Annotated in this window: 18 protein-coding genes; 9 read left to right on the top strand and 9 right to left on the bottom strand. The window is 73.4% G+C overall.

The window, feature by feature from the left end:
* Positions 1-172 precede the first annotated feature (172 nt).
* The 4 genes from holA to AB0H64_RS30205 all read left to right on the top strand — a co-directional run bounded on the left by holA (position 173) and on the right by AB0H64_RS30205 (position 3,860).
* Entirely contained in the window at positions 173-1,156 is a 984-nt protein-coding gene (gene holA, locus AB0H64_RS30220) for a DNA polymerase III subunit delta (protein WP_357631344.1), read from the top strand.
* Positions 1,157-1,301: 145 nt separating this feature from the next.
* Positions 1,302-1,478 (top strand): hypothetical protein, encoded by a 177-nt coding sequence (locus AB0H64_RS30215; protein ID WP_357631342.1) that lies wholly within the window; start codon positions 1,302-1,304, stop codon positions 1,476-1,478.
* Between the two features lie 31 nt (positions 1,479-1,509).
* Positions 1,510-2,349: a carcinine hydrolase/isopenicillin-N N-acyltransferase family protein gene (locus AB0H64_RS30210; protein WP_357631339.1), complete on the top strand. Its 840-nt coding sequence runs from the start codon at positions 1,510-1,512 to the stop codon at positions 2,347-2,349.
* A complete protein-coding gene (locus AB0H64_RS30205) occupies positions 2,346-3,860 on the top strand; it encodes an MFS transporter (RefSeq protein WP_357631336.1) in 1,515 nt (504 codons plus the stop codon). Before AB0H64_RS30210 ends, AB0H64_RS30205 begins: the two co-directional genes overlap by 4 nt.
* 47 nt (positions 3,861-3,907) lie before the next feature.
* Here the strand turns inward: AB0H64_RS30205 and AB0H64_RS30200 are convergent, their stop codons facing one another.
* Entirely contained in the window at positions 3,908-4,393 is a 486-nt protein-coding gene (locus tag AB0H64_RS30200; protein ID WP_357631333.1) for a MarR family transcriptional regulator, read from the bottom strand.
* Between the two features lie 69 nt (positions 4,394-4,462).
* Between AB0H64_RS30200 and AB0H64_RS30195 the strand changes: the two genes are divergently transcribed.
* Positions 4,463-5,686 carry an MFS transporter gene (locus AB0H64_RS30195; RefSeq protein ID WP_357631330.1) on the top strand — a complete coding sequence of 408 codons (1,224 nt, stop codon included), beginning with the start codon at positions 4,463-4,465 and terminating at the stop codon, positions 5,684-5,686.
* Here AB0H64_RS30195 and AB0H64_RS30190 read toward each other — a convergent pair.
* The 6 genes from AB0H64_RS30190 to AB0H64_RS30165 form a co-directional block, all read right to left on the bottom strand.
* A complete protein-coding gene (locus AB0H64_RS30190; protein ID WP_357631328.1) occupies positions 5,616-6,314 on the bottom strand; it encodes an ABC transporter ATP-binding protein in 699 nt (232 codons plus the stop codon). The two genes, AB0H64_RS30195 and AB0H64_RS30190, sit on opposite strands and share 71 nt — an antisense overlap.
* Entirely contained in the window at positions 6,304-7,227 is a 924-nt protein-coding gene (locus tag AB0H64_RS30185; RefSeq protein ID WP_357631325.1) for an ABC transporter ATP-binding protein, read from the bottom strand. The genes AB0H64_RS30190 and AB0H64_RS30185 overlap by 11 nt, the downstream gene beginning before the upstream one ends.
* Positions 7,228-7,309: 82 nt before the next feature.
* Positions 7,310-9,925, bottom strand: coding sequence for an FtsX-like permease family protein (locus AB0H64_RS30180; RefSeq protein WP_357631323.1), 2,616 nt, complete (start codon positions 9,923-9,925; stop codon positions 7,310-7,312).
* 40 nt (positions 9,926-9,965) lie between these two features.
* Positions 9,966-13,058, bottom strand: a complete 3,093-nt coding sequence (locus AB0H64_RS30175; RefSeq protein WP_357631322.1) for an ABC transporter permease — start codon at positions 13,056-13,058, stop codon at positions 9,966-9,968.
* Between the two features lie 221 nt (positions 13,059-13,279).
* Entirely contained in the window at positions 13,280-13,549 is a 270-nt protein-coding gene (gene rpsT, locus AB0H64_RS30170; protein ID WP_357631319.1) for a 30S ribosomal protein S20, read from the bottom strand.
* Positions 13,550-13,679: 130 nt separating this feature from the next.
* A complete protein-coding gene (locus AB0H64_RS30165; RefSeq protein WP_357631316.1) occupies positions 13,680-14,669 on the bottom strand; it encodes a hypothetical protein in 990 nt (329 codons plus the stop codon).
* Between the two features lie 55 nt (positions 14,670-14,724).
* Here AB0H64_RS30165 and lepA point away from each other — a divergent pair, with 55 nt between their 5' ends.
* Positions 14,725-16,554: a translation elongation factor 4 gene (lepA, locus tag AB0H64_RS30160; RefSeq protein ID WP_357631313.1), complete on the top strand. Its 1,830-nt coding sequence runs from the start codon at positions 14,725-14,727 to the stop codon at positions 16,552-16,554.
* 92 nt (positions 16,555-16,646) lie between these two features.
* Here lepA and AB0H64_RS30155 read toward each other — a convergent pair whose 3' ends face one another.
* Positions 16,647-17,396 (bottom strand): ATP-binding cassette domain-containing protein, encoded by a 750-nt coding sequence (locus AB0H64_RS30155; RefSeq protein WP_357631310.1) that lies wholly within the window; start codon positions 17,394-17,396, stop codon positions 16,647-16,649.
* A 123-nt stretch (positions 17,397-17,519) separates the two neighbouring features.
* On the opposite strand from AB0H64_RS30155, the gene AB0H64_RS30150 reads away from it, so the two are divergent.
* Positions 17,520-17,846: a hypothetical protein gene (locus tag AB0H64_RS30150; protein ID WP_357631307.1), complete on the top strand. Its 327-nt coding sequence runs from the start codon at positions 17,520-17,522 to the stop codon at positions 17,844-17,846.
* A 121-nt stretch (positions 17,847-17,967) separates the two neighbouring features.
* On the opposite strand, the gene AB0H64_RS30145 is transcribed toward AB0H64_RS30150, so the two are convergent.
* Positions 17,968-18,624 carry a helix-turn-helix domain-containing protein gene (locus tag AB0H64_RS30145; protein WP_357631304.1) on the bottom strand — a complete coding sequence of 219 codons (657 nt, stop codon included), beginning with the start codon at positions 18,622-18,624 and terminating at the stop codon, positions 17,968-17,970.
* A gap of 22 nt (positions 18,625-18,646) precedes the next feature.
* Here AB0H64_RS30145 and AB0H64_RS30140 point away from each other — a divergent pair, with 22 nt between their 5' ends.
* Together AB0H64_RS30140 and AB0H64_RS30135 are read left to right on the top strand one after the other, a co-directional pair.
* Entirely contained in the window at positions 18,647-19,996 is a 1,350-nt protein-coding gene (locus AB0H64_RS30140) for an MFS transporter (protein WP_357631302.1), read from the top strand.
* Positions 19,993-20,475 carry a hemerythrin domain-containing protein gene (locus tag AB0H64_RS30135; protein ID WP_357631300.1) on the top strand — a complete coding sequence of 161 codons (483 nt, stop codon included), beginning with the start codon at positions 19,993-19,995 and terminating at the stop codon, positions 20,473-20,475. Before AB0H64_RS30140 ends, AB0H64_RS30135 begins: the two co-directional genes overlap by 4 nt.
* The last annotated feature ends 29 nt before the right edge of the window (positions 20,476-20,504 follow it).

The following is a 20,504-nucleotide window of genomic DNA, read 5'->3' as shown; positions in this document are numbered from 1 at the left end:
CGCCCGCGCCCGGCCGTGGCGGACGCCCGGGTGCGGACGCCGGAGCCGGCTGCCGGGGGCAGGTCCCATGTCTCATCGGGCAGCAGCCGCAGGAGGAGGGCTTCCCCCGAGTGATCCGACGGGTGATCGCCAGGCGGCTTCGCCGAGTACCGGGTTGTCGGTGGAGCGTGGGATGCTGCTGGACATGGCGGGAAGCGATCCAGCACTCGTGACCTTGGTCGTCGGCGACGAGGAGTTGCTGGCCGAGCGGGCGGTCGGCGCCGTCGTGGCGGCGGCCCGGGCCGGTGACCCCGCAGCCGAGGTTCATGATCTCGTGGGGTCCAGGATGGGGCAGGGCGAGCTGCTCCAGCTCACCTCGCCGTCGCTCTTCGGTGACCGGTCCGTGGTGGTGATCCGGTCCGCGCAGGATCTGCCCAAGGAAGTCGCCGCCGAGGTCGTGGCGTACGCCTCGCACCCGTCGGGCGACACCGTGCTCGTGCTGGCGCACCCGGGCGGGGCGAAGGGCAAGGCGCTCGTCGACGGGCTGAAGAAGGCCAAGGCGAGCGTCGTCACGGTCGTCAAGCCGACCAAGGCGGGGGAGCGGCTCGACTTCATCAGGACCGAGTTCAAGCGGGCGGGCCGTTCGATCGCGTCCGACGCCGCGCAGGCACTGCTCGACGCCGTGGGCAACGACCTGCGCGAGCTGGCGGCCGCGTGCAACCAGCTCATGTTCGACACCGAGGAGAAGACGGTCTCCGTCGCCGCCGTGGCCCGCTACCACAAGGGGCGGGCCGAGGTCACGGGCTTCAACGTCGCGGACTCGGCGGTGGAGGGGCGGCTCGCCGAGGCTCTGGAGCAGTTGCGCTGGGCGCTCGGCACCGGGGTCGCGCCCGTGCTGCTGGTGAGCGCGCTGGCGGGTGGGCTGCGGTCGATCGCCAAGGTGGCCGGGGCTCCTCGCAACCTCCGGGGCGGCCAGCTGGCAAGCCACCTGGGCATGCCGCCCTGGAAGATCGACCGTGTCAAGCGGCAGCTCAACGGCTGGGGGCCGCAGGGGCTGTCGCAGGCCATCCAGGCCGTGGCCGAGGCGGACGAGCAGGTCAAGGGCGGCGGCGCCGACCCGGCGTACGCGCTGGAGCACGCGGTCCAGGTCATCGTGGCGAGCCGCACGGGCCGCTAGCTCGTGCCGTGGCCGGTCATGTTCACCCCGGTGCGAATCGAGCAGAAGCCTCTGACGCTGGTTGAGCTCGGTCGGGTCGGCGTGTGGCGCGGGGACGCCAGGGTGCTGCCGCCGCTGGCACAGGCGGGCCGGAGGCGATCCTGACGTGGAACAGGTGGCGAAGGCCGTCCGCGCCGATCTCGGCGTCGCCGGCTACGAGGCGGCGTACACGGCGGGAGCCGCACTGAGCCACCTCGACGCACTCGCACCGGCCGGTATGGCGCGGGACCGGCGCACCGCCGCTGACGATCTGCCGGGGACGCTGCCAGCGGTTGGTGCGTGATCGGTCAGCACCCCCAAGCAGCATCAAGGCCATGAACGAACTTTCCATTGTGGCCGGTGGCCGCGACGACTTCATGACCGTTCGGTATCTGGTCATGAGGGGTGACCACCTGACGATCGGCGCGGCGCTGGCCGAGGAGGCTCGCGCCGGCGCCGGATGGGTGCCCACCGAGATCGACCCTGTGATCGACCGGGCGCGCTGGACGTGGTTCGGGCGTAACTGGCCGCAGCAGCACGCGCGGATCCCGGGGGCGGCTGGGGCGCTCGGGGGCGACGTGGACGACGACAGGCTCTGTCTCGACGGAATGCCCACACTTCCTGCGGGCTCCGGTTGCTCGGCGGTGTGGTGTCCGCCGGAGATGGCCGCTGAGGGTCGTGGCCGGGTGGCCCGCAACTGCGACCTCTTCACGCTCAGCGAGCAGGCCCTCGCGGTCATGGCCACAGATGGTGATCCAGCGGCGGCGGGTGGGTTGCCCATGGCATCGCGTCCCTACGTGGTCACGATGTACCCCGAGGACGGGCTCGCCTCGACCGCTGTCGCGATGTCGGAGTCGGACGGCTGCACCGAGGGCATCAACGAGACCGGCCCGTGTGTCGTGCTGCTGCTCGCGGAGGTCGCGGACGACGAACCGCCCACTGCGCCGATCGGTCCTCAGGTCGGGCTCCATGTCACGCAGGTTCCCCGCTTCCTGCTCGACACGTGCGAGAACGTCGAACAGGCCAAGCAAGCGCTGCTCGGCGCCGAGCACTACGACCAGGGCGTGCCGTGCCACTATCTCGTCGCGGACGCCTCGGGCAAGGCGTTCGTGTGGGAGCGAGGCCGCGCCGACACCGAGCACATCCTGTCCGCGGCCTTCGGGGCTACCGGATGAGTGGCGCCGGACCGAGGCAGTGGCTGGGTCTCGCGGTCCTGCTGCTGCCCGGCATATTCGTGTCGATGGACATGTCGGTGCTGTTCTTCGCTCTGCCGTCGCTGGCCGCCGACCTCGAACCGACGAGCGCGCAACAGTTGTGGATCGCCGATGTGTACGGGTTCCTGCTCGCGGGGCTGCTGATCACGATGGGTGCCCTGGGCGATCGGATCGGGCGCCGGCGGCTCCTGCTCATGGGAGCGGCGGCGTTCGGGGTCGCCTCGATCGTCGCCGCCTGCTCGACCAGCGCTTCGATGCTGATCGCGGCACGGGCGCTGCTCGGCGTCGGCGGCGCCACCCTCGCACCGTCGACATTGGCGTTGATCCGCACCCTGTTCACCGACGCGCGGCAACGGACGCTGGCCATCTCGCTGTGGACGGCAGGATTCGCCGGAGGCTCGCTGCTCGGGCCGATCATCGGCGGTCTGCTGCTCGAGCGGTTCTGGTGGGGCTCGGTGTTCCTGCTCAACGTGCCCGCGATGGTGCTGCTGCTCGTGCTCGGCCCGATATTGCTGCCCGAGCACACCAACCCGCGGGCGGGCCGGTTCGACCTGCTCGGCGTCGTCCTTTCACTCGCCGCGGTGCTTCTCGTGATCCACGGGATCAAGAGCGTGGCCGGACACGGCGCCACCCCCACCGCCGCGCTGTCCATCGTGGCCGGAGTGCTGCTCGGTGTGGTGTTCCTGCGCCGCCAACGGCACGGGCCAGCGCCGATGATCGACCTGGCGCTGTTCCGCCGGCGCCAGTTCGGGGCCGCCATCGTCACCGCGCTGTTCGCCGTCTTCGCCGTGCTCGGGTTGAGCCTCGTGTCCGCGCAGTATCTGCAGTTGGTGCTCGGCATGCGCCCGATCACCGCAGCGCTGTGGTCGGCGCCCAGCTTCGTCGGGATGGCAGCCGGCACCACGATCGCGGCCGTGTTGGCCCGGCGCGTACGTCCCGGCGGGGTCGTCACCGGTGCGCTGGTGCTCGCGGCCGGCGGGCTCGCGCTGATCACCGGGGTGCGCGTGGACGGGGGGCCGGCGATCCTGGTGACCGGCAGCGTGGCCATGGCCGCGGGTGTCGGCGCGGTTGTCGCGCTTGCCACGGACCTGGTGCTGGCCGGCGCACCGCCGGAGCGGGCGGGCAGCGCCTCGGCGCTCTCGGAGACCGGCACCGAGCTGGGCGGTGCCCTGGGAATGGCGGTCCTCGGAAGTGTCGGTGTGGCCGTGTACCGGGCGGAGCTCGCCGACACCATGCCCGCCGGCCTGCCACCGGACACGGCCGCCGCCGCCCGCGACACCCTCGGCGGCGCCGTGGCCGCGGCGGCCGGACTGCCGCACGAGACCGGCGCACGGCTGACCGAAGCAGCGAACGCGGCCTACGTGTCCGGCGTGCACGTCACCGCGATGATCGGGGCGGTGGTGCTGCTGGGCGTCGCGATTGTCGCGGCGACGCTGCTGCGGCACGTTCCCGCATCGTCCCGGAGCGGGTGACCACGCCTTGACAGCTGCACCAGTTTTGTCAGCAGGCTCTTCGTGGTTCAGCGGGGGGTTTCGACGTGGTGGAGGAGGCGTTTGAGGAGGGCGTCCAACGTCTCCTGTTCCGCCGTGTCCAGGGCCGACAGCAGGTCCGACTCCACCTCCCCTCGGATGGCCATCGCGTCCGTCCACAGCTCGTGCCCCTTGGCGGTCAGCTCCACGTCCACCCGGCGGCGGTCGCCTTCGCCGCGGACCCGCCGCACCAGGCCCGAGCGCTCCAGCGTGTCCAGGCGGCCCGTCATGCCCGCCGGTGACAGCAGCAGCTCCGCCGCGAGCTCCGACGGCGTGGCCGAGCCGCCGGCCGCTACCAGCCGGTGCAGCGTCTCGAACTCGAAGTCCTGCATGCCGACCTGCGCCAGCGCCGCCTCCTTGGTGTGCGCCAGGTGCTTCACCAGGTGCTGCATGCGCGTGACGACGCCCTCCACCCGCTCCTCGTAGGGTGCCTTGCCACGCCAGCGCGCCAGGTGCCGATCGACCGAGTCCTCCACGGGCCTGATCATACGCAGCAAAAGTATTTCGTTGACGAAAGGTTCGCTGACGAAATATCGTGGCGAGCCATGATGAGTCGTCTGCTGATCGGGCGCGGCCTCTCCGCCCTGGCCACCGCTCTGATCCCCACCACCCTCACCCTTGCCGTCCTGCGCACCTCCGGCGGCGCCGACGGGCTCGGGCTGGTGCTGGCGTGCGAGCTGGTGCCGCTGCTCGTGTTCCTCCCGGTCGGCGGGGTGCTGGCCGACCGGCTGCCACCCGCGCGGGTGATCCTGCTCGCCGATCTCGTACGCTGCCTGGCCCAGGTCGCCATCGGTGCCGAGCTGATCGCCGGGTCCGGGCGCCTGGCCGTGCTCGCCGTGCTGTCGGCGGTGTCCGGCGTGGCCATCGCGTTCGGCATGCCGGCGGTGCCGCGCCTGGTGGCGGCCGTGGTGCCCGGACCCGAGCGGTTGCGCGTGAACGCGCGGATCGGCGTCGTCACGAGTGTGTCCGCCGTGGCCGCCCCCGCGCTGGCCGGCGGGGTGGCGCTGGTGGCGGGGCCGGGCTGGGCGGCCGCGCTGACGGGCGTCCTGTTCGCCGGGTCGGCCCTCACCCTGGGAGGAGTTCGCGCCGGTGGAGGCCCGGTCGACGCGGCGCGTCTCCAGGGCGAGGGGAAGGGGTTCGGGCGCGAGCTGGCCGAGGGGTGGCGGGAGGTCAGGGCGCGGCCGTGGTTCCTGCGCGGCGTCCTCGGCCACGGCGTCTGGCACTTCACCGCCGGTCTCTTCCTCACCCTCGGCCCCATGGCCGCCGTCCGGAGCCTCGGCGGCGAGGGCGCGTGGGTGCTGATCGCCCAGTGCGGCACGGCCGGCCTGGTCGTGGGCGTGCTCGCCGCGCCGCGTCTGCCGGTCCGCCGGCCGATCGTCGCGGTGCAGGTAGCCGCCGCCCTGTACGCCCTGCCGTTGGTCGCCCTGGCCGCCCCGGCTCCCGCCTGGGCCGTCGCGGGGGCGTACTTCGTCGCCATGTGCGGTCTCGGCGTCCTCAGCCCGCTGTGGGAGACCGTCGTGGCGCAGGAGATCCCGGAGGCCGCGCTGGGCCGGGTGCGAGCGTTCGACCAGCTCATCTCGTTCGCGTCGCGGCCGTTCGGACTGGCGGTGGCGGCGCCGGTGGCGGGGCTCACGGGCGCGGCCGGGCTGCTGCTCGCGGGCGCCGCCCTCGTCGCCGCGGCGAACCTGGCGGCGATCGTCAGGACTCCTGGGGTACCACCTCGTGCAGCACTCCGTCGGCGATCTCCAGTACGCGGTCCGCGAGTGTGATGAGCCCCGGGTCATGGGTGGCGACCAGCGCCGTCACGCCCTCGCCGCGTACCAGTGCCCGGATCAGCTCCATGATCTGCCGACCGGTCTGCGAGTCGAGCTGCCCGGTCGGCTCGTCGGCCACCAGCAGCCGCGGCCGGTTGGCCAGGGCCCGGGCGATGGCCACGCGCTGCCGCTGCCCGCCCGACAGCTCGTACGGCCGCTGGTTGCCGTGCCGCTCCAGCCCCACGAGGGCGAGCAGCATCCGCACCCGCTCCTCCCGCTCGGCGGCGGGCGCGCGGGTGAGCCGCATCGGGACGCCGACGTTCTCCGCCGCCGACAGCACCGGCACCAGCCCGAACGACTGGAACACGAACCCGACCACGTCCCGGCGCAGCCCCACCAGGTCGTCCTCGGCCATCGCCGTGACCTCCTGCCCGGCGACGGTCACCCGGCCGGCGTCGGGCCGGTCGAGGCCGCCGATCTGGTTGAGCAGCGTGGTCTTGCCGGACCCCGACCGCCCCCGGATCGCGATCAGCTCGCCGGGGAACGCCTCGAACGTCACCTCCCGCAGCGCCACGACCTCCTTCGGCCCGGTGCGGTAGACCTTGCGCAGCCCTTCGACCACGACCAAGGGCTCACTGCTCACCCGAGGGCTCCTCTCTCGCCGGCCATACGCCGATATGGTCGGATTCGAGCTCCAGGCGTACCCGTCGCTCCATCTGCAGCGCGTTCATGAAGTCGCGCGGAAGCTGCAGCCGCCCGACCCGGTCGAGCACGGCGTACTCCTCGGCCACGACCTGGCCCTCCGCGCCCTCCCTGCGCAGCGTCTCGCTGCTGGTACGGCCGTCGCGGATGCCGATCGTCCGGTCCACCTGCTCCGACACGAGCGGGTCGTGGGTCACGATGACCACGGTCACGCCCAGCTCCCTGTTGGCCGTGCGCAGGGCGTCGAACACCTCCTCGGAGGTGTCGCTGTCCAGCTCGCCGGTCGGCTCGTCGGCCAGGATGAGCTGGGGGGAGTTGGCCAGCGCGACCGCGATGGCCACCCGCTGCTGCTCGCCGCCGGACAGCTCGCCGGGTCTGCGCCCGGCACGGTCGCCGACGCCGAGCAGCTCCAGCAGCTCCATCGCCCGGCCCTGCTTCCGCCGGCCGGCCAGCCGTACCGGCAGCTCGGCGTTCTCGCGGGCGGTCAGGTACGGGAGCAGGTTGCGCGACGTCTGCTGCCAGACGAAGCCGACCACCTCCCGCCGGTAGCGCAGCCGGTCCTTGGCCGTCATCGACAGCAGGTCCATGCCCGCCACCCTGGCCACGCCCGCGGTGGGCACGTCCAGCCCGGACAGCACATTCAGCAGCGTCGACTTGCCGGAGCCGGACGCGCCGACGACGGCGACCAGCTCGCCCTTGTCGATGAGCAGGTCCAGCCCCTGGAGGGCGACCACCTCGACGCCCTCGGTCTTGTAGATGCGGACGAGGTTGTCGCAGACGATGTGGGCGTCGCCGCCGAAGGCCGCCCTGGGCGCGCCGGCCCGGGCCTCCAGCTCGGACAGCGTGGTGTTCATGCCGGGATCACCTGCTCACGGAGGGGTTGTGGTCGGTCGTATGAGCACGGGCACGGGTACGCCGGTCTCGTGGAGCGCCGCGTCATGTGAGGTCGCCCGCTCGCAGGAGCGTCCCGGAGCCGCGCCGGCGACCCGCCGCGGTGTGGACGTACGCGCCGAGCCCGGCGACGACGGCGAGCCCGGCAGCCAGCAGCAGCGGCACGGCCAGGTCGGGCGCGTACCCCTCGACGGCCACCCCGCCCGCGTACGACGACAGGTCGATGCCGGGCCCGAGCGCCGCCGGGAGCGCGAGCCCCAGCCCGAGTCCGGCCAGCGCCGTGACGAGCACCAGCGGCAGGATCTCCAGGACGGTCAGCCCGCGCGCCTGCCGCTCCGACAGCCCGAGCGGACGCAGGAACGCCAGCGCCCGCGCCCGGTCCGCCGCCCCGATCACCAGCATGACGACCACGGCGACCAGCGCGTACCCGGCCAGGGCCAGGGTGGTGATCCACAGGACGGTCTGCACGGTGCCGGTGAGCGGGGCGTCCCGGATGGTGGCCAGCTCGGCGGCCTGGGAGGTCACGGCCGCCAGGGGCTGACCGACGGCCCGGGCCACCGCGGCCAGGTCGGCGTCGCCCTTGACGAGCAGCGTGTTCACGGACGGCCGCGCGTTCACCCGCAGCGGCACCACGAGGAACTTGCCGCGTGTGAAGAACCCGGGCACGGCCGTGACCACGCCCCGTTCGGTGACCTTCGTCCGGGCCTGCCAGCCGATGTCGATCGTGCCGCGCCCGCGCAGCTCCGGCGACACCAGCGCGGGCACCCCGGAGGCGGTCTCGGACAGCGCGGGCAGGGGGATCGGCGAGTCCTCCAGCACCCGCCGCCAGGCCGCCACGTCCACCGCGATGGCCTCGGCCCGCTCACCGGTGTAGCCGAGCTGCACCTGCCCGGTCTGCGCGGGTACGACCAGCTCCACGCCCGGCACCGCCTTGACCCGGTCCACCGCGCCGGCGGGCAGCTCGACCCGGGACGTCACCTTGATCGGCGCGCCGGTGGCCTGCCAGGCGGCCTGCCGCTGCGCCATCTCCACGCCACTGGAGATCACCGCGGCGAACACCGACACGGCCAGCGCCGGCAGCAGGATGAGCACCGGCAGCACGCTGGCGGGCCGCGCCCGGGCCGCCCTGATCAGCCCGAGGTACGGCACGGCCGCCCGGCCGCGGGAGGCGAACCGTACGAGGAGACGGAGGGGGTAGGGGTAGCAGCGGATCGTGACCAGCGCGGCCGCGACGGTGAGCGCCACGGGCACGACCAGCAGGAACGGGTCGTCGCCCGCGTCGCCCGCGAGGCTGCGGGAGCGCAGCAGGTACGCCCCGGCCAGCGCGAGCACCACGACCAGCGCCTCCAGCGTGGTCCGGCGCAGCGGCGGCCGGGCGGCGGCCACGTCGTCGCGGCGCTCGCGCAGCGGCGTGCGGTGGGCGACCACCGGCCGCGCCGCGGCGAACCCCAGCGCCACGGCGAGCACCAGAGCCGGCCCGGCGTGGACGACGAGCGTGGGCGGGCCGGGCACCAGCCAGGACAGGGCGTACCCGGCGACGGCGGCCGGCACCGCGGCGATCGCCACCGGTCCCGCCCCCGCGGCCGCCAGGCGCCACAGCGACGCGCCGCGGGCCCGCGCGAGTGCCAGGGCGGTGTCCGCGCGCTCCGACAGCAGCCGCACGGCCAGCACGATCACGCCGGCGGCCACGGCCAGCAGCCCGCCGAGGACGAGGACCGTCACCGTCCGCGCCGTGCCCTGCGCGGCGAGGAACCTGTCGAGCAGGCCGGCCAGGCCCGTCGCGAGCCGGTAGCGACCGGCCGAGGTCGCCGGCTCCACCGTCACCGCCCGCGCGTAGCCGGCGACCGCCTCTTCGACGCCGGTGGCGTCGAGCGAGGTGGGCCTGTCCGGGTCGAGCCCCAGGACCCAGGTGTAGACGAGGTTGCGGTCGTTCCCGTCGAGCCGGGTCAGACCCGCGGCGGGGATGAGCGCGGTCGCCCGCCGCTCCATCTCCAGCTTGCCGGGCGGCTGCGTCTCGACGACCCGCACGGTGTCGCTGTGGTGGGTCCAGTAGCGGTCGGCCGGATTCACGGCCGCGAACACGCCGACGACCTTGACGGCCGCGTAGTCGCTCTCGCCGAGGATCTGCGTGGTGCCGATCTTCAGCCCCATCCTGGCGCGGGCGTCCTCGGAGACGCCCACCTCGAACATGGGAATGGTCTGCCGCTCGTAGGTCATGGAGGCCGGGGCGCCGGGCGGGCGGCCCTCGGTCCAGTGCACCCGCCGGTCGGCGTCGGACAGCCAGCCGAGGTTGAGGTAGCGCATGCCGCCGGAGCCGTGGACCGGCGTGTCGTACGTCTCGGCGCTCATGTGGCTGGTGCCCTGCCCGGGGGGCAGCACGAGCGGCCGCAGCGGCGCGGGCAGCAGCGCGCGCAGCCGCGCGTCATTGGCGGCGAACTGGGCGGGATCGCGCAGGCCGTTCCCGCCTGGGGCCGCCTCCATCTGCGCGAGCAGGTCGGTCTGGGACGCGGGCGCGCCGCGCAGCGCCGCGTGCAGGGCCTCGTCGAAGGACGCCTGCAGCGCGCGCGGCAGCCCGCCGACGAGCAGGCACGCGCTCAGCGTGAGGACGGCGAGCAGCGCCACCGGGCCGAGGTGGACGCGCGCCGGGATCAACGGCCTCATCGCGCCCTCCCGAGGTGGACGCGGGCCGGCACCAAGGGCTTCACTGGAGCTCCCCGAGGCGGGCGCCGTGGCCGCGCGCCGTGCGCGCGAGCCCGGCGACGATGGCGAACAGCAGAGCCGTCACGAGCGCCAGCAGGCCGGCGGTGGCGGCCCACGGGACGTCGAGCACCACGTCCGGCGTGACGGCCGACGCCTGCCCGGTGAGCACGATGTGCGGCACGACCAGCACCCCCATGACGGCGGCGAGCGCGGTGCCGGCGACCAGCGACAGCCCGACGACGAACGCCTGCTCGACGGCCAGCAGCCCGAGCAGCTGCCGCGAGCTGACGCCCAGCGCCCGCAGGACGGCGAACTCCGCCGCCCGTTCCCTGACCGCGACCGTGGCGTTGACGAGGAACCCGAGGACCGCGAACACCAGCGCCGCCACGAACCCGAGGATCAGCGCCCCCTGCAGGCCGCCGGCGAGGGGGTCGTCGCGGAGCGCGGCGGTCAGCTCGCGCCGGTCGACCGCGGTCACGTCCCACTCGGGCCGGCGGTCGAGGGCGGCGCGGGCGGGCGCGGTGGCGCCGTCGCGCACGGCCAGCCACCATTCGGTCGCGGGCCTGGGCTGCTGCCCGGCCGCCAGGGCGCGGGCCTGGAGCGCTGCCCAGTCGGCGAGGACGGCCTGCTGGTCGCCGGCCGTCGTGGGCATCCCCTCGACGATGCCGGCCACCTCCACCTCGACGACGTCCCGGTCGAGCGTGACGCGCCCGATCTGTCCGGTCCGCAGCTTCAGCGACTCGGCGAGCCCGGCGGTGAGCACCACGGGCAGCGGTCCCTGGTCCGCCGCGGGGCCCGGGGTGAGGACAGCGGGCCGGATATCCGTGACCGGCAGGGGCCGGTCGGCTCCCGGCGCGCCGAACGGCCGGCCATCGGCGCTCAGGCCGGTCAGCGTGACCTCGCCCGTGCCCTCCGCGACGGGCCCGGCGGTGACGCCGCGCACATGCAGCGGATAGGCGATCCGGCCGCTGCGGCCGGCCAGCCCGCCGAGGTCCGCCTCGAAGCGGTTGGCGCCGGGCCTCAGCGTCCCGAGCGGGAGTTCCCGCCACACGCCGAGCGCGTCGGAGACGGTCAGCCGCAGCGGCGCGGCGGCGTCCGAACTGACCTCGACGGCGAGCGCGGCGGGCCGGCCGGGGATCTCCAGCCCTCCGGAGCCCGGCCCGGCCGGGCGCAGGGCCCGGGACAGCTCGCCCGGGTCACGGTCGGACAGGTCGGGGCGCAGCCGGAACAGCTCGGTCAGCCGCGAGGCGTCGAGCCCCAGCAGGACGGCGTCGTCGCCGCCGAACTCGGCCTGTCCCCGGAACGCCGGGGAGATCGCCGTGACGCCCGGCAGCGCGGCGAACGCCGTCCCGCGCCCCAGCGCCCCCAGCTCCGGTCCGTCGGGCGGGCCGGACAGCCGCAGGTCGGCGCCCGCCCGGTGGGCCGCCTGGTCCTGCTGCGAGGTGCGCCAGGTGGCCGCCGTGGCCATCGACATGACGCCGATCGCGATGGCCATGGTCAGCAGCAGCGCGGGCCCGGAGTAGCGCAGCGGGCGCCTGCTGACCTGCCAGGCGCCGAGCGCGGGGGCGAGCGAGTGACGGCGGGCGGTCAGCCGCTCGGCGAGCCGGGACACGCGCGGCACCAGCCGCAGGCCCAGCATGCCGCCGGTGAGCAGCGCCAGCGCGGGCCCGGAGACGATCAGCGGGTCGACGCCCAGCTCGCCGGTGGCCGTGGCGGTGACGGGCGCGCCGTACCGGCGTAGCTGCCAGATGGCCAGCACGGCCACCACGAGCAGCGCCACGTCGGCGCCGGCCCTCTCGACCAGGCCGCGCCCGCCGCCGCGCCCGCGCTCCGCCTGCTCCTCCACGTACGTGCGGCGGGCGCCGGCGAGGGCGGGCAGCATGAGCAGCCCGGCCGAGGCCAGGGCCACGCCCGTGGACACCAGGAATGTGCCGAGATCGGCCCGCGGCGCCAGCCGCACGCCCGAGGCCGCGATCCACGGCAGCGAGCCGATGAGCGACAGCAGCGGCGGCGCGAGGAAGGGCGCGACGGCCGCGCACGGCAACGCCACCAGCAGCGCCTCGCCGGCCGCCAGCGCGGCCAGCCGGGGCGTGCCGGCGCCGCGCGAGCGCAGCAGCGCGACCTCCATCCGGCGGTGGTCGGCGAGCAGCCGCGCGGTGAGCATCAGCGCGTACGCGGCCAGCAGCAGAAGCTGGAGCACCGGGATGAGCATGGTGGAGCGGGCGACCAGCGCGGCGGTGCCGAGCTGGGTCAGCAGCTCCGGCAGGCGGCTCGTGGCGGTGCAGGAGGGGCAGCCGCTGTCCTGGAGGGCCTGGCGCAGCCCGGCCACGCGGGCGGCGAACGGCCGCAGCGCCTCCGGCGTGAGGCCGCGCAGGTCGGGGACGGCGGTCCAGGTGGCGGTCACGTTCGTGGCGAAGCGGGCGAGGAAGGTCTCGCGCGGCACCATGAGCGGCCCGTACGTGGTGAAGTCACCGGTCTCCACGCCCCGGCTGAGCAGCTGCTCGCCGGCCCAGCGGTCGCCGAACGGGTCGTCGAGCTGGAAGACGCCGGTGACGCGCACCCGCACCCGCCGGTGGCCGAGGCGGCCCTCGGTGGTGAACTCCTGCCCGGACTCCCACCCGGCCGCCGACGCCGCCGAGAGGGACACGGCGGCCTCGACCACGGACTCCCCGGCCGGGGCCGGCCGGGGCCAGGAGCCGGTCACCAGCCTGGCGTGCCGGTCCAGGGCGTCGTGGGAGCCGAACCTGAGCAGGCCGGGCCGCTTGCGGCGCTCCTGGCCGGGCAGCATGTACGAGTCCGAGCGGAAGGCGGTCGTGATCGTGACCGGCGCTCCGGCGTAGGCGGCGCCGACCCGCTCGCGGACGGCCGCGTCGAGCCGGGGGAACGTCCGGCCGGTGACGGGAGTGGAGATGACCGCGGCCACCTGCCCCAGCGGGGCGGTCTCCATCGCGCGCCGCAGGCCCGCCTCGGCCGTGGACGTGGCGTACATGGTGAGCGACACCAGCGTGGTCGTCGCCAGCAGGATCGACCCGAACGCCGCCAGCAGCAGCAACGGCTCGCTGAGCGCGCGCCTGACCACCCACGGCCCCCGCACGGGGTCCCCCTTCCGCCGTCCTGTGTGAACTCTGGGGACTCACCGGAACGAGGGCAAGGGATCTTGGCAACGGTGACGCAGCCGATACGGTGCGGCGATGCCGATGTGATATCGAAACTGTGACACGGAACGGCTGGACAACGCCCTTATCGGCAGATATGGGGCACTGAAACGCAAACGCCGCACTTCACAGGTGAAGTGCGGCGCTCGAAGGAACCAGGTTACTTGGCGGCCAGCGCGGCGGCCTGCTTGGCGATCGCCGACTTGCGGTTGGCGGCCTGGTTCTTGTGGATGACGCCCTTGCTGACAGCCTTGTCCAGCTGACGGGCGGCGATGCGCTGCGCCGCGGCGGCCTGCTCGACGTCGCCCTGCTCGGCGGCCTCACGGAACTTGCGAACGGCCGTCTTCAGGGACGACTTGACCGCCTTGTTGCGCAGGCGGGCCTTCTCGTTCTGCTTGTTGCGCTTGATCTGGGACTTGATGTTCGCCACGAAGAAGCCTCGAAGAAAGTCTGGGTGATGGATGGGGCGCGCGGGCTCGAGAGAGGGCGCGCCACACGCAGTTGTACAGGATACCAATAACCCAGGTGGCTGCTCAAATCAACGACCTGGGTGCGCTCCGTCAAATGAGCCACTGCGTAGCGTACTCCCTCCAGTCCTCCTCCGTCGCCGCGAAGTCCACGTACAGCGCGAGGCCGAAATTCTGCCGCCGGCCGTGCTCCGACAGCGCCAGCCTGGCGGCGCGCGCCGCGTCCGCCACGCTCTCCGCGCCGTCGCTCCAGGAGACGCCGTGGTCGTGGTACGCGGGAGCGCCGACCAGCAGGTGGACCCGCTCCGGGACCAGGTCCAGGGCCAGCTCGGCCTGGCGCGCGACGAAACCGCCGTAGAGCGGCCCGGACGGCATGAAGGTGTCGTACGTCATGACCGCCACCTGGTCCACCCGCTCCGCGACCCGCCGGAAGTAGTCCTGCGACCAGTACTTGTCGTGGGAGATCGCCGCACGGGCGGTCAGGCGCATGAGCGGGTACGGCTCGACCTGCGGGGTCGAGGTGGACAGCAGCCTGGTGAGGGGCCTGGTCCGCGCCAGCAGGTCCAGGAACTCCTCGTCGCCGCTGCCGACGGGCTCGAAGTTGTAGTGGACGCCGTCGTAGCCGGCCGCGACCACGTCCCGGACGCCGTCGAGCACGTTGGCCCGGGACTCGGCGTCGTCGAGGTCGAGGGTGCCGTCGACCTTCTGGCCGAGCCAGGCGGAGACGCGGACGCCCGGCAGCGCCTCACGCACCCACGCCAGGAAATCACGGGCGGCGGGGTACTTGGCGGGATCCAGGCGGCCGTCGGCCTCGAACGGACCGGAATGGACGTACAGGTCCTTGATGCCCGTGCCACGCAGCCGTACCGCCAGATCCTGGACATCCTGCCGCTTCCGGCGCCCGTCCACCCACATGTGGCCCAGCCAGAGGGCGTCGTTACCCGTGCTCTTCGCCCAGCCTGCCGGCGCGCCGGTAAACTGGACACGGAACGCGGCGGCCAGGAGGCCGACCAGCGCGACCACGACGACCAAGGCAAGCGCGAGCAGGCGCAGGCCGCGGCGGATGACGGTTCGGGGGATCACCCGGGCATGTCACCATGAAAGACGCTTGACCTCAACCCTGTCGAAACGGACTTCGGTGCGCACTCAGCCTGGCCAGACCGACCCCGCGTTGATCCGCAACTTCTGCATCATCGCGCACATCGACCACGGCAAGTCCACCCTTGCCGACCGGATGTTGCAGATCACCGGCGTGGTGGACGACCGTTCCATGCGCGCGCAGTACCTCGACCGGATGGACATCGAGCGCGAACGCGGCATCACGATCAAGTCCCAGGCCGTCCGGCTGCCGTGGGACGGTCACGTGCTCAACATGATCGACACACCCGGCCACGTCGACTTCACCTACGAGGTGTCGCGCTCCCTCCAGGCGTGCGAGGGCGCGGTCCTGCTGGTCGACGCCGCCCAGGGCATCGAGGCCCAGACCCTGGCCAACCTCTACCTGGCCATGAACGCCGACCTGCACATCATCCCGGTGCTCAACAAGATCGACCTGCCCGCCGCGCAGCCCGAGAAGTTCGCCGAGGAGCTCGCCGGCCTCATCGGCTGCGAGCCCTCCGACGTGCTGCGCGTGTCCGGCAAGACCGGCGCGGGCGTGCGCGAGCTGCTCGACCACGTGGTCACCTCCGTGCCGGCGCCGGTGGGCGACGCCGACGCCGCCGCCCGCGCGCTGATCTTCGACTCGGTGTACGACACCTACCGGGGCGTCGTCACGTACGTCCGGGTGATCGACGGCCACCTGAGCAAGCGCGAGCGCATCCTCATGATGTCCACCGCCGCCACCCACGAGACGCTGGAGATCGGCGTCATCTCGCCCGAGCCCAAGCCCGCCGAGCGCGGCCTGGGCGTCGGCGAGGTGGGCTACCTCATCACCGGCGTGAAGGACGTCCGCCAGTCACGTGTCGGCGACACCGTCACCTCGGCCGCCAAGCCGGCCGGCGAGATGCTGGCCGGCTACGAGCACCCCAAGCCCATGGTCTTCTCGGGCCTGTACCCGATCGACGGCGACGAGTACCCCGAGCTGCGCGAGGCGCTCGACAAGCTCCAGCTCAACGACGCCGCGCTGGTCTACGAGCCGGAGACGTCGGCCGCGCTCGGCTTCGGCTTCCGCGTCGGCTTCCTCGGCCTGCTGCACATGGAGATCGTGCGCGAGCGGCTGGAGCGCGAGTTCGGCCTCTCGCTGATCTCGACCGCCCCCAACGTCGTCTACCGCGTGGTCATGGAGGACGGCAGCGAGCTCACGGTCACCAACCCGTCGGAGTTCCCCACCGGCGGCAAGATCGCGCAGGTCTTCGAGCCGGTCACCAAGTCCACGATCCTCGCGCCGTCCGAGTTCATCGGCGCGATCATGGAGATCTGCCAGGGCCGCCGCGGGCAGCTCAAGGGCATGGACTACCTGTCGGAGGACCGCGTCGAGATCCGCTACACGCTGCCGCTCGGCGAGATCATCTTCGACTTCTTCGACCAGCTCAAGTCCCGCACCCGCGGCTACGCCTCGCTCGACTACGAGCCCGCCGGCGAGGAGGAGGCCGACCTGGTCAAGGTCGACATCCTGCTGCAGGGCGAGCCGGTCGACGCCTTCAGCGCGATCGTGCACAAGGACAAGGCGTACGCCTACGGGGTCGACATGGCCAAGAAGCTGCGCGAGCTGATCCCGAGGCAGCAGTTCGAGGTGCCCATCCAGGCGGCCATCGGCGCCCGCGTCATCGCCCGCGAGAACATCCGCGCCATCCGCAAGGACGTCCTCGCCAAGTGCTACGGCGGCGACATCTCCCGCAAGCGCAAGCTGCTGGAGAAGCAGAAGGAGGGCAAGAAGCGCATGAAGATGGTCGGGCGGGTGGAGGTGCCGCAGGAGGCGTTCGTCGCCGCCCTGTCGACCGACTCCAGCGCCGACAAGTCCAAGCGCTAGCTTTCCCCCGGCCCCACCCCCCGCCCGGCCCATGCGGTGGCCGGGCGGCGGGCGATGTTCGGCTCATCGGGCGTTCGTGGCCGTTCGCGCTCTCAGCAGATAGGCCGCGAGTACCGCCGCGCCCGCGACGGCCTGGACGGTTGATCGGCCGCCGGCGCGCGCGGCGGTCGTCCAGGCGGCGGCGAGCAGCGCGGGCAGCACGGCGCGGGAGGCCAGCAGGTCGCGTCCGGGGCGGACACCGCGAGGGGCCCGCGGCCCGTGCGACGGCGACGAGTCCGGCGAAGGTCAGCACGGCCAGCGCCGGTCCCGCGCTCGTGCGCGCCGGCGTCATCTGCCCGGCCATGCCGGCGATCAGCGAGCAGACCGGCTGCCCGGCGATCGCCGCCACCAGGGCCAGGGCGAACCCGGTGACGTACCGGTCCAGCGCGCTGGCGCTGGCCCGTGGACAGGTTCTGCGACGGCGCGTCGGCGCGCCCGGCTGGCTCGAAGAGGTCGAGAGCCGTCCCGGCGGTCATGCGGGGCGTGCCGTGGACGGCCTCGACGAGTTCGAGGTGCTCGCGGCTGGTCAGGCCCGGGTACCAGGCGGGCTCGTCGGTCAGCAGCGCCACGTCCCGCCAGAACGTGGCGTCATCGGCGGGCGCTGCCCCGAACACGGTGACCCGGCCCCGGTCGGCTGGCTGCAGCCCCGTCAGGCAGCGGAGGAGGGTGGACTTGCCCGAGCCGTTCGGGCCCACGACGGCGACGATCTCGCCGGGCGAGGCGCTCAGCGCGAACCGCTGGAGCACCGGGTCGCCGCCGAGGGCGACATGGAGGTCGTCGGCGATGACGGACTTCGCGTACACCGTTCGAGGCTGCTTGGAGGATCTTGTCGAGCGCGTCGCCGAGGGGAGGCCTGGAGCGCGGATTCTGTCGGTGCTGGAGGCTAGCTTTGGTGTTCCCGAACACCTGTGCGACTGGAGGGTGACATGCTTGCTGCCGAGAAGTTCGAGTACGCGGCCGTGCTGGGGGTCGCCATGGCCGAGGAGATGCGCCGGTTGCTGCGGTTGCACCTGGTGCCCGCCGACCGGGCCAAGGACGGCGCGATCGTGATCGACGTGCCGTATCCGGACGCGGCGGTGGTCATGGCCGTGCTCGACGTGGCGGCCGACTGCTTCGGTGAGCGGGGCGAGACCGTGGAGGAGACGCGGCAGGCCGCGCTGGAGAAGTTGTTACAGCTCGCCGGCTTCGACGCCGAGTCCCAGCTCAACTTCGCCGCCCCGGTGACCCGCGACCGCTTCGGCGCCCGGGGATGAGACCGGGGCCGAGGTGGCACGGTTCCGCGGCCCCCTCCGGTGCGGGGAGGCGGCGGCCGGCGAGTCCCGGCCGGGTTCTGAAGGGCCGGTCCGGGAGGAGTCCGCAGCCCGGGTCCCGGGGTCAGGGGGAGGGGTGGGGGAGCAGGCCGCGGACCAGGGCTCGAATCCCCTTGTCGAACGTGTCGCGGGACGTCAGCTCCTCCCAGCCGGCGCCGAGCGCGGCCAGGCGGGGGAGCCGGGTCGCGTCGAGGCTCTCGAACACCTGGCTGCGGTGCGTCGGCCTGCCGTTCTCACGCCGGCGCGCGGCGGCCGACCGTGCGGTGATCTCTCCGGCCGTGTAGTGCCAGATGATCCGGTACGCGTCCACGGCTTCCTCCGGCGTCAGCCCCGCCTGGACGGCCGCGTCGATGATCTCCTCCGGGTACCACAGGGCGCGGGCCGACATCAGGTCGTCGGCTCTGAGCACCTCGACGATCCACGGCACCCCCATGAGCGCGTTGCGCATGGTGACGGCGGCCGCCACGACGCGCTCGCCCGGCCCCGCCCCCGCCGGCGGCTCCGGCCGCGGGAGGCTCGCCGCGTAGTCGTCCAGGAGCAGCAGGAGCAGCTCGTCCTTGTCGCGCACGTGGTGGTAGAGCGCCATCGGCGTGGTCCCCACCTCGCGGGCCAGCCTGCGCATGGTCAAAGCCTGTGTGCCCTCCTGGTCGATGACGCGGTGGGCCGCGGTGAGGATGTCCGTCTTCGAGATCTTGGGGGGTCGCCCCGTGCGCGCCGGCATCCTGCCATGTTACTTTTTATACATGTATAGAAACTCTCCCCGGGCGGCCGTGGGCGTCCTGGCCTTCGGCGTGGCCGTCGGCACCCTCCAGATGACGGCCGTGGTGCCGATGCTCCCCACGCTGCAGAGCGACCTCCAGGCGCCGCTGACCTCCGTCTCCTGGACACTGACCGCCTCGCTGCTGTCCGGAGCGATCTCCATCCCTCTGCTGGCGCGCCTCGGCGACCTGTACGGCCGGCGGCGCCTGGCCATCGTCTCCCTCGGCCTGCTCGTCGTAGGGTCGGTCGTCGCCGCCCTGGCGACCACGCTCGCCGGTGTCATCGCCGGCCGGGTGCTCCAGGGCTTCGCCGCGCCGTTGCTGCCCCTGGCCATGGGGATCGCCCGGCAGGAGGTGCCGCGTGACCGGCTGCCCACGGCGATCGGCGTGCTGAGCGCCATGATGGGCGTCGGCAGCGGAGGCGGCATGATCATCGCGGGGTTGGTCGGAGGCGGCTACCAGGCGCTGTTCTGGATCCTGGCGGGTCTCGCGGCCGTCGGAATGGCGCTGGTGGTCCTGTTCGTCCGCGAGCCGATCCGCCGCCAGTCGGCTGCCCTGCCCGACTTCGCGGGGGCGGCGCTGGTGGCCGCCTGGCTGGTCTGCCTGCTGCTCGCCGTCAGCAAGGGAGCGGCCTGGGGCTGGACGTCGCCGATCACTCTGGGGCTGCTGGTCGCGAGCGCCGTGCTGTTCGGGGCCTGGGTGCTGTCGGCCCGGCGCGCCGCGGCGCCGCTCATCGAGATCCCGATGCTCCTGCACCGGGGGACCGTCGGGGCGACCGTGGCCTCGATGCTGCTCGGCTTCGCGCTGTTCGGCGTGATCACCACGCTGTCGTCCGTGGCCCAGGCCGGGCTCGGCGCCTCGGTGCTCCAGGTCGGCCTGTACCTGCTGCCCACGGCGCTGCTGATGCTGGGGGTCTCGCTGCTGGCGGGCCGGCTGATGCGCCGCTTCAGCGCCTCGTCGCTGGTCGGCGCGGGCTCGTCGGTGGTGGCCGTCGCGGCGCTGTGGCTGAGCCTCGCGCACGGGTCTTCGGCGGCCCTGTACGGGGCGGCGACCGTTCTGGGCCTCGGCATCGGCCTCGGGTACGCGGCGCTCGGCACGATGGCGGTCGAGCACGTCGAACCGGCCAAGACGGCCGCGGCGGGAGGCGTCAACTCGCTGGTCAGGGTGGTCGGGAGCAGCCTGGCCGGCGCGGTGACGGCGGCGCTGCTGTCGACCGCGGGAGCGGGCTGGAGCTTCGCCGCCTCGGCGATCGCGGCCCTGGTCTCCGCGCTGTTCGCCTTCGCGCAGGGCGTGCTCGACCGGGCGCCGGCCCTCGTGGCGGGGGAGGCGGCATGAGCGGCGGCGGGCACCCGGCCCACGAGCGGGGCGGCAAGGGGAACGCACCGGGCGGGAGCGCGTCCCACGAGCGGGCGGTCGCCTGGGGTGACGAGCTGGTGAAGCTGCACGACACGTTCCGCCGCGACCTCGCGGAGCTGCGGAGCGGGTCGATGCGCGCGCCCGACCTGCGGGCGCACTGCCTGAGGTTCTGCGAGGCCCTGCACACCCATCACACCGGTGAGGACGACGTGCTCTTCCCGCACCTGGACGGCCTGCACCCCGAACTCGCCGCCGTCCTGGGCCGGCTGAGGGATGAGCACCAGGTCGTGGGACGTCTGCTGGCCCGGATCCGGTCCCTGGTCGCCACGGGTGACCCGGTGGAGATCGGGGACGAGCTGGAGCGGCTCGCCCGTGAGCTGGAGGCACACCTCGACTACGAGGAGAAGCAGCTCGTACCGCTTCTCAATGCGATGACCGACATGCCGGAGAACCTCTGATCGGCCGTCGGACGATTCCCCGGACAGGA

This window comes from Nonomuraea sp. NPDC050733 (genome assembly GCF_040654215.1).
Lineage (GTDB): Bacteria > Actinomycetota > Actinomycetes > Streptosporangiales > Streptosporangiaceae > Nonomuraea.
The sequence above is the reverse complement of the archived record's forward strand: the minus strand, read 5'-3'. Positions and strand labels throughout refer to the sequence as shown.